This is a genomic window from Streptococcus acidominimus, assembly GCF_001921825.1.
Lineage (GTDB): Bacteria > Bacillota > Bacilli > Lactobacillales > Streptococcaceae > Streptococcus > Streptococcus acidominimus.
Genome location: NZ_MSJL01000026.1, coordinates 25,033 through 32,495, shown reverse-complemented (window position 1 = coordinate 32,495; position 7,463 = coordinate 25,033). Strand labels below are relative to the sequence as shown.

Here is a 7,463-nt window from a genome sequence, read left to right as displayed (position 1 = left end):
TTCTCCTGAACTGAATCCGATTGAAAAAGCATGGGCTAACCTTAAGAAGAAAGTCATGGAGTTACTACCCAAATATAACTCGGTGATAGAATGTCTGAACAATGTTTTTTAAAGTGAAACAACTATACAAAGGGCGTTAAAAAAGCGATCGAAAAATAGGAGACTGACGCAGTGTTCATTGAACACAAGGAAGGCTATCTTTTTTCCGAGCTTTTAGCCCGTGTTCAATTACAAAATATAAACTAAATGACTATATATCTTACTTGGCATGTGAAGGGGAGAGTATCAGTAAGATTTTACGACACCTAATAGGACAGCTCCTAGTACAAAACAAGCAATCCCTATGCTTAGCCAGCGTATCTCCTTGCGCGTTTTGCTTTCTCCTAAGAAGAGGATTCCTCCAACAATAGAGATGATAACACCAAGTTGGGAGAAGCTAAAGGCAATGGCAAGACCAGCCTTGGCAGCTGCTAAGAGCATAAAGATATTTCCAATTCCCCACATGAGACCGACCAGAGCATTCTTGACGACAACAGCTTCAAACTGAATTTGGAATTTCATGAAGATGATTGCCCCAAAGACCATTCCAACAGCCATTGGCAGGATAACTGCCAGTGCATCAAAATGCATGATATTATTAAACAAAATCGCATAGGATAAGTAGCCTGCAGTCGAATACGTAAGAGCGCGGAAACCTTTTCCAAATTCGTGACTGGTATTCGTACATGCTTTTTCAGGATCTTGCTTACTGGTAAAGTAGAATCCAACTACGAGTAGCAAGAGGGCTACAATCCCTAGTAAGAATTGAGCTGGTTTACTCCATTCACCAAATACAATAGCACCAATCAAGCTCCCAAATACCAATTGGGCACCACTTGATAGAGGATTAGCGACTGACACCCCCATATATTGCATTGAGCGAAACTGACCATATTGACCCATGGACCAAAGCATACCACCAATGATCCCGACTACCCATAAAGAGACTGACATTTCTGGTCTGACAATCATCCAAACAATGAGCGCAAATAAGAGCGCACCCAATGTCATTCCAAACGTTTGTTGATTAGGCTTGCCACCAATCTTATTGCTAACAAAACCAATACTTCCCCATGCTAGCATAGGAATGAGCGCGTATAAAATACCCTGCATTTCTTCTCCTTTACAGTTAACTTTACAACTTTGTAAAGTTTTATAGTCGTTTCGTTTATCGATTATTGCTTCGTTAACTCGTCTTGCTGTATCTCCGTACTAAAAGTAAACGAAACGACTATATTACAAGGTTGTAAAGTATTTTAAAGATTTTTTCAAAATGAAAAACATAGCTCTATATTCTAACACAATGAAGGGGCTTTGTAAAGAAAAGATAATACTCGTCAAAAATCAAAATCTTATGTCGTTCATTCACCTTGCTGAGTAAAAAGCTCCAGTGGAGGTTTTAGCCTGTTCCCTTAAAACAAGAAAGAACTGAGTTCTACCTGCTTCCCCAGTCTAGGAATAGACTGGGGAAGGTGGGAGATAGAACGAGTGCAACTCGTGTCAAGTGTGACCCCCTTTGTGACATGACTGTTTCAGCTTTAGCCAGTTCCAGATTTTGATTTTTTATAGGGGAGTATAAGAATCCAATCGACCAAAAAAGCCACCGCTATTGTATTGTAGCGGTGGCTTTTATTACTCTCATTGATTATAAACCTGCTTCGCTTACCTATTGATAGAGAGGTGCTTCAGCCCCTCCTAGCTTAGAATTGAAGTCGAAGACAGGTTCTTTTTTACAAGTGCTTATTGAACAGAATAGTTTGGTGCTTCATTGGTAATCTGCACGTCATGTGGATGACTTTCTTTCAGACCTGCACCACTCATTTCGATAAATTGAGCATTGTCATGCAATTCTTGGATATTAGCTGCACCAACATAGCCCATTCCTGAACGGATTCCGCCCAGCATTTGGAAGACGATATCAGCTGCTGCACCCTTGTAAGCCACTCGGCCTTCAATTCCTTCTGGAACCAATTTATTGGCTTCATTGACAGAACCTTGGAAGTAGCGATCGCTTGAGCCTTTTCTCATTGCTGCAATTGAACCCATTCCACGGTAGGTTTTGAATTTACGTCCTTGGAAGATTTCCGTTTCTCCTGGTGCTTCATCTGTTCCTGCAAACATTGACCCCAGCATCACCGCATGTCCACCTGCTGCAAGAGCCTTGACAATATCACCAGAATACTTGATACCACCGTCCGCAATAATTGTCTTACCGTACTCACGCGCCACTTGTGCTGCGTCGTAAATAGCTGTCACTTGTGGTACTCCGACACCAGCAATGACACGGGTTGTACAAATAGAACCTGGGCCAATTCCAACCTTTACCACGTCAACTCCTGCATCATAGAGGGCACGAGCACCTTCTGCTGTTGCAATATTTCCTGCAATCAAGGTACGATCTGGGAAATGTGCACGAATTTCTGCAATCTTGCGAAGAACGCCTGCTGAATGTCCATGAGCTGTATCGATGACAATCGCATCTGCTCCTGCTGCAAAGAGAGCTTCTGCCCGTTCAAAGGTATCAGACGTTACCCCTACTGCACCTGCTACAAGGAGACGACCAAATTCGTCCTTAGCAGCATTTGGAAATTCGATAACTTTTTCAATGTCTTTGATGGTGATGAGACCAGATAAACGACCATTTTCATCTACAAGCGGAAGTTTTTCAATGCGGTGTTCTTGTAGGATGCTTTCAGCTGTTTCTAAATCAGTTCCGACAGGAGCCGTCACGAGATTCTCGCTGGTCATGTTCGTTGAAATTGGTTGGTTATAGTCCGAAATAAAACGCATATCGCGGTTTGTAATAATTCCGACTAGCTTGCGATTTTCCATGGTTTCAACGATTGGCACACCACTGATGCGGTAGCGTCCCATTAAGTCGTCTGCCTCTTTAATAGTATGATTTGGTGTGAGGAAAAATGGATCGATGATAACGCCGTTTTCAGAGCGTTTTACCTTGCGTACTTCATCTGCCTGTCGCTCGATTGACATGTTCTTGTGAATGACACCAAGACCACCTGCACGTGCAATCGCGATCGCCATTTTACTTTCTGTTACAGTGTCCATTGCCGCCGTAATGATTGGGATATTGAGAGTTATATTCTTAGCCAGTTTTGTTTGGAGATTGGCATCATTTGGCAAAACATGACTTTCCGCTGGAATAAGCAATACATCATCAAAGGTAAAACCTTTTTTCAAAAATTTTGTGTCCCAATTAGACATCCACAGATTCCTCTTTTCTTTTTGTTTTTTTCGAGCTAAATTAGCTGTTTTGTATTTTAAATATCATACCATTTTGAAATCATTTGTCAAATATTATTCGTTTTAAATTCTTGTTTCTCCGTCAAATAAGATATTAAAGGAAGAAGTTTCTTTATAAGACGAACATTTCTTTTATATACCCTTATTTTTGTTCAGAAAAAGAGCAGAAATCTTCTTCCTACTCTTTAGAATATCTGGATACATCAAAATAATTCAAGCCCATCGCTGCTTTGACTTCTGATAGGGTGTGGGCGGCTACTTGACGAGCTTTTTCACTACCTTTTTGGAGCATATTGTAGACTTCACCCATATCCTTGGCAAACTCCAATCGGCGCTCCCGAATTGGACCCAATTCCCGTTCTAAAATCTCTAATAGATACCGCTTTGTCCTAACATCTCCTAGACCCCCACGTTGATAATGCTCTTTCATGGCATCAATGTCAGCCCTGTCCTCCTCGCGACCAAAGACATCTAGGTAATGGAAAACCATATTGCCCTCAATCTTACCGGGATCTTCAACCTTGATGTGATCAGGGTCTGTGTACATACTCATGACCTTCTTCTTGAGCACGTCCATGTCATCTGCCAGATAAATTCCATTATTGAGCGATTTAGACATCTTGGCATTACCGTCTAAGCCAGGAAGACGACCAGCCCCCTCATGTGTAGGATAAATCCCTTCGGGTTCTACTAGAACGTCTGTCTGATAAATATGATGAAAACTCCGTACAATTTCACGTGTCTGCTCAATCATCGGCTTTTGATCAATACCTACCGGAACATAATTTGCCTTAAAGGCTGTAATATCCGCTGCTTGAGCAATAGGATAGACTAAAAATCCAGTCGGAATCCCCTCACCAAAACCTTTTTGAGCAATCTCGGTCTTAACAGTCGGATTACGTTCCAGACGTCCCAACGAGACCAAATTCATATAATACATTGACAACTCAGCCAATTCTGGAATTTGACTCTGAATGAAAATCGTCGATTTATCAGGATCCAATCCTGCAGCTAGGTAGTCCAATGCCACCTGACCAATTGATTCCACAATTTTCTGTGGCTCCTTGGCATGGTCTGTCAAGGCCTGCTGGTCTGCTAAAAAGACAAACATGTCATACTTGCCTTCGTTCTGCAAACGAACGCGATTTTGTAGGCTCCCAACATAATGCCCGATATGCAATTTTCCAGTCGGACGATCTCCTGTTAAAATAACTGGTTTTGTCATAGTATTCTCCCTTTTTCCATAAATAAAACCCACACACAGCAAAAAGCCATGCGAGGGCGTCAAAGACACGGTGCCACCTCACTTATGAGTTGTCTCATCTCATTTGCCTATAAGCCGAATCTTTATGATTTCGGATACCTAGTCCATCAGCCCATTCATCAATCGCTATTGCCTGCTTCCACCCATCACAAGCTCTCTACAAATAGCCAATTCACTACTTTTCTGATTCTTTTCAATTATATACTCTAAAAAATAGAAAGTCAAGCCATTCAATAACTTGACGGTAGAGCTAGAATCATGGATAATAGAAGCTGGACATTTACAGATAGGATACCTATATGAAACAAAAATTAAAAGATTTTGCGCTTGTAACAATTGGGTCTTTCATTGCTGCTGTTGCCTTCAACAGTATGTTTGTGGAAAATCACATTGCTTCTGGGGGTGTTGGAGGTCTAGCCATCAGTATGAATGCCTTATTTGGCTGGAATACAGCAAATTTCGTTCTCCTTGCTAATATCCCACTCTTGCTCCTTTGTTTCCTTTTTTTAGGGAAGGAGGTCTTTATCAAAACCATTTATGGTGCCTGGATTTATCCAATCTTCATCAAGTTGACAGCAGGTTTACCAACCTTGACACATAATACACTTCTAGCTGCCATCTTCGGAGGTGCTGTCATAGGGTTTGGTTTGGGACTGGTATTCATCGGAAATTCGTCAACAGGTGGAACTGGGATCATTATCCAGTTGTTTGAAAAATACACGCCGATTCCTCTTGGAACCAGTATGGCCTTTGTGGATGGGATTGTCGTAGGACTTGGATTTATCGCCTTTGATACGGACACAGTGATGTACTCAATCATTTCTTTACTCTCCATTACATCCCTTGTCAACCTTGTCATGACAGGAGCCGATTCCTCTAGGAATATCCTGATCATTTCTAAGTACCACGCTACAATCAAGGAATACATTACAAAGGTTGCAGATCGTGGGGTGACAGAGTTTCCGATAGTCGGCGGGTTTACAGGGCATGAAAATCGTATGCTCATGACAACCGTTTCACGACTCGAATATCAAAAGTTAGAAATGAACATTCTTGCTATTGATGAGACGGCTTTCATTGTCGTCATGCCGGCTACTCAGGTTAGGGGAAGAGGCTTTAGTTTACAGAAGACGCATCAAAACTTGGAGAAAGATATTCTTATTCCAATGTAGTTTCAATTGAAAAATCAGTTTGTTTAGAGTAGAATAAGACTAATCATAGAAAATAGGAGAATCGTATTGCTTACAGTATCAGATGTATCGCTTCGTTTCAGCGATCGAAAATTATTTGACGATGTCAACATTAAGTTTACAGCAGGAAACACCTACGGCTTGATCGGAGCTAATGGTGCTGGAAAATCAACTTTCCTTAAAATTTTAGCAGGTGATATTGAGCCTACAACTGGTCATATTTCCCTCGGACCAGACGAACGCCTTTCGGTTCTACGCCAAAATCACTTTGACTACGAAGATGAACGGGTCATTGATGTCGTAATTATGGGAAATGAGCAGCTTTACAGTATCATGAAAGAAAAAGATGCCATTTACATGAAAGAAGATTTTTCAGATGAAGACGGTGTTCGTGCAGCCGAATTAGAGGGCGAATTTGCAGAATTGGGTGGCTGGGAAGCAGAAAGTGAAGCCTCTCAACTCTTGCAGAACTTGAACATTGCTGAAGAACTTCACTACCAAACCATGAGCGAGCTGACCAATGGAGAAAAGGTGAAAGTTCTCTTAGCCAAGGCCCTCTTTGGTAAGCCAGATGTCTTACTCCTTGATGAGCCGACCAACGGTCTGGACATTCAATCGATTAACTGGCTTGAAGATTTTTTGATTGACTTTGAAAATACTGTTATTGTCGTATCCCACGACCGCCACTTCTTGAATAAAGTATGTACCCACATGGCTGACCTAGACTTTGGTAAGATCAAAATCTTCGTCGGAAACTATGACTTTTGGAAACAATCGAGCGAATTGGCTGCTAAATTACAGGCTGATCGTAATGCCAAAGCAGAAGAAAAAATCAAAGAATTACAAGAGTTCGTTGCTCGCTTTTCTGCCAATGCTTCCAAGTCAAAACAAGCTACCTCCCGTAAGAAGATGCTGGATAAAATTGAGCTAGAAGAAATTATCCCATCCAGCCGTAAGTATCCCTTTATCAACTTTAAGGCTGAGAGGGAGATTGGAAATGACTTAGTAACGGTTGAAAACTTGAAGGTTACCATTGATGGTGAGGTCATCTTAGACAATATTAGCTTCATTCTTCGTCCAGGCGACAAGACCGCTTTGATTGGGCAAAATGATATTCAGACAACCGCGCTTATCCGCGCCCTCATGGGAGATATTGAGTACGAGGGGACAATCAAATGGGGTGTGACGACTAGCCAATCTTACCTACCAAAAGATAATAGTCGGGATTTCGCAAGTGATGAATCTATTCTCGACTGGCTCCGTCAGTTTGCAAGTAAGGAAGAAGATGATAATACTTTCTTGCGCGGATTCTTGGGACGCATGCTCTTTTCTGGTGATGAGGTGAACAAACCTGTCAATGTCCTTTCAGGGGGAGAAAAAGTGCGCGTGATGCTCTCAAAACTCATGTTGCTCAAATCAAATGTTCTCGTCCTTGACGACCCAACCAATCACTTGGATTTGGAATCCATATCTAGCTTAAATGATGGATTGAAGGCTTTCAAAGAATCCATTATATTTGCCAGTCACGACCATGAATTTATCCAAACTTTGGCAAACCATATTATTGTTATCTCAAAAAATGGGGTTATTGACCGTATTGATGAAACCTACGATGAATTCTTGGAAAATCAAGAAGTACAGGCAAAGGTAAAAGAACTTTGGAAAGAGTAAAGAAAGGCGAATCACTCGCCTTTTCTTGCAAATAGAAG

Annotated in this window: 5 protein-coding genes; 2 read left to right on the top strand and 3 right to left on the bottom strand. The window is 41.5% G+C overall.

The genetic code is table 11. The features are described from left to right. Positions 1–285: 285 nt before the first annotated feature. The 3 genes from BU200_RS06570 to trpS all read right to left on the bottom strand — a co-directional run bounded on the left by BU200_RS06570 (position 286) and on the right by trpS (position 4,525). Positions 286–1,152: a GRP family sugar transporter gene (locus BU200_RS06570; protein WP_075099418.1), complete on the bottom strand. Its 867-nt coding sequence runs from the start codon at positions 1,150–1,152 to the stop codon at positions 286–288. A 627-nt stretch (positions 1,153–1,779) separates the two neighbouring features. Next, positions 1,780–3,261, bottom strand: coding sequence for an IMP dehydrogenase (gene guaB, locus BU200_RS06565; protein WP_075099417.1), 1,482 nt, complete (start codon positions 3,259–3,261; stop codon positions 1,780–1,782). Positions 3,262–3,478: 217 nt separating this feature from the next. Then, on the bottom strand, positions 3,479–4,525 hold the full coding sequence (trpS, locus tag BU200_RS06560; protein WP_075099416.1) for a tryptophan--tRNA ligase: 1,047 nt from the start codon (positions 4,523–4,525) through the stop codon (positions 3,479–3,481). A 338-nt stretch (positions 4,526–4,863) separates the two neighbouring features. On the opposite strand from trpS, the gene BU200_RS06555 reads away from it, so the two are divergent. Further along, on the top strand, positions 4,864–5,736 hold the full coding sequence (locus tag BU200_RS06555) for a YitT family protein (RefSeq protein ID WP_075099415.1): 873 nt from the start codon (positions 4,864–4,866) through the stop codon (positions 5,734–5,736). A 66-nt stretch (positions 5,737–5,802) separates the two neighbouring features. Then, positions 5,803–7,425 (top strand): ATP-binding cassette domain-containing protein, encoded by a 1,623-nt coding sequence (locus BU200_RS06550; protein ID WP_075099414.1) that lies wholly within the window; start codon positions 5,803–5,805, stop codon positions 7,423–7,425. The last annotated feature ends 38 nt before the right edge of the window (positions 7,426–7,463 follow it).

Bases quoted from the DNA above. Each gene is read 5' to 3' on its own strand.
- trpS (WP_075099416.1), bottom strand. From the start codon at position 4,525: ATGACAAAACCAGTTATTTTAACAGGAGATCGTCCGACTGGAAAATTG.
- BU200_RS06555 (WP_075099415.1), top strand. From the start codon at position 4,864: ATGAAACAAAAATTAAAAGATTTTGCGCTTGTAACAATTGGGTCTTTC.
- BU200_RS06570 (WP_075099418.1), bottom strand. From the start codon at position 1,152: ATGCAGGGTATTTTATACGCGCTCATTCCTATGCTAGCATGGGGAAGT.
- guaB (WP_075099417.1), bottom strand. From the start codon at position 3,261: ATGTCTAATTGGGACACAAAATTTTTGAAAAAAGGTTTTACCTTTGAT.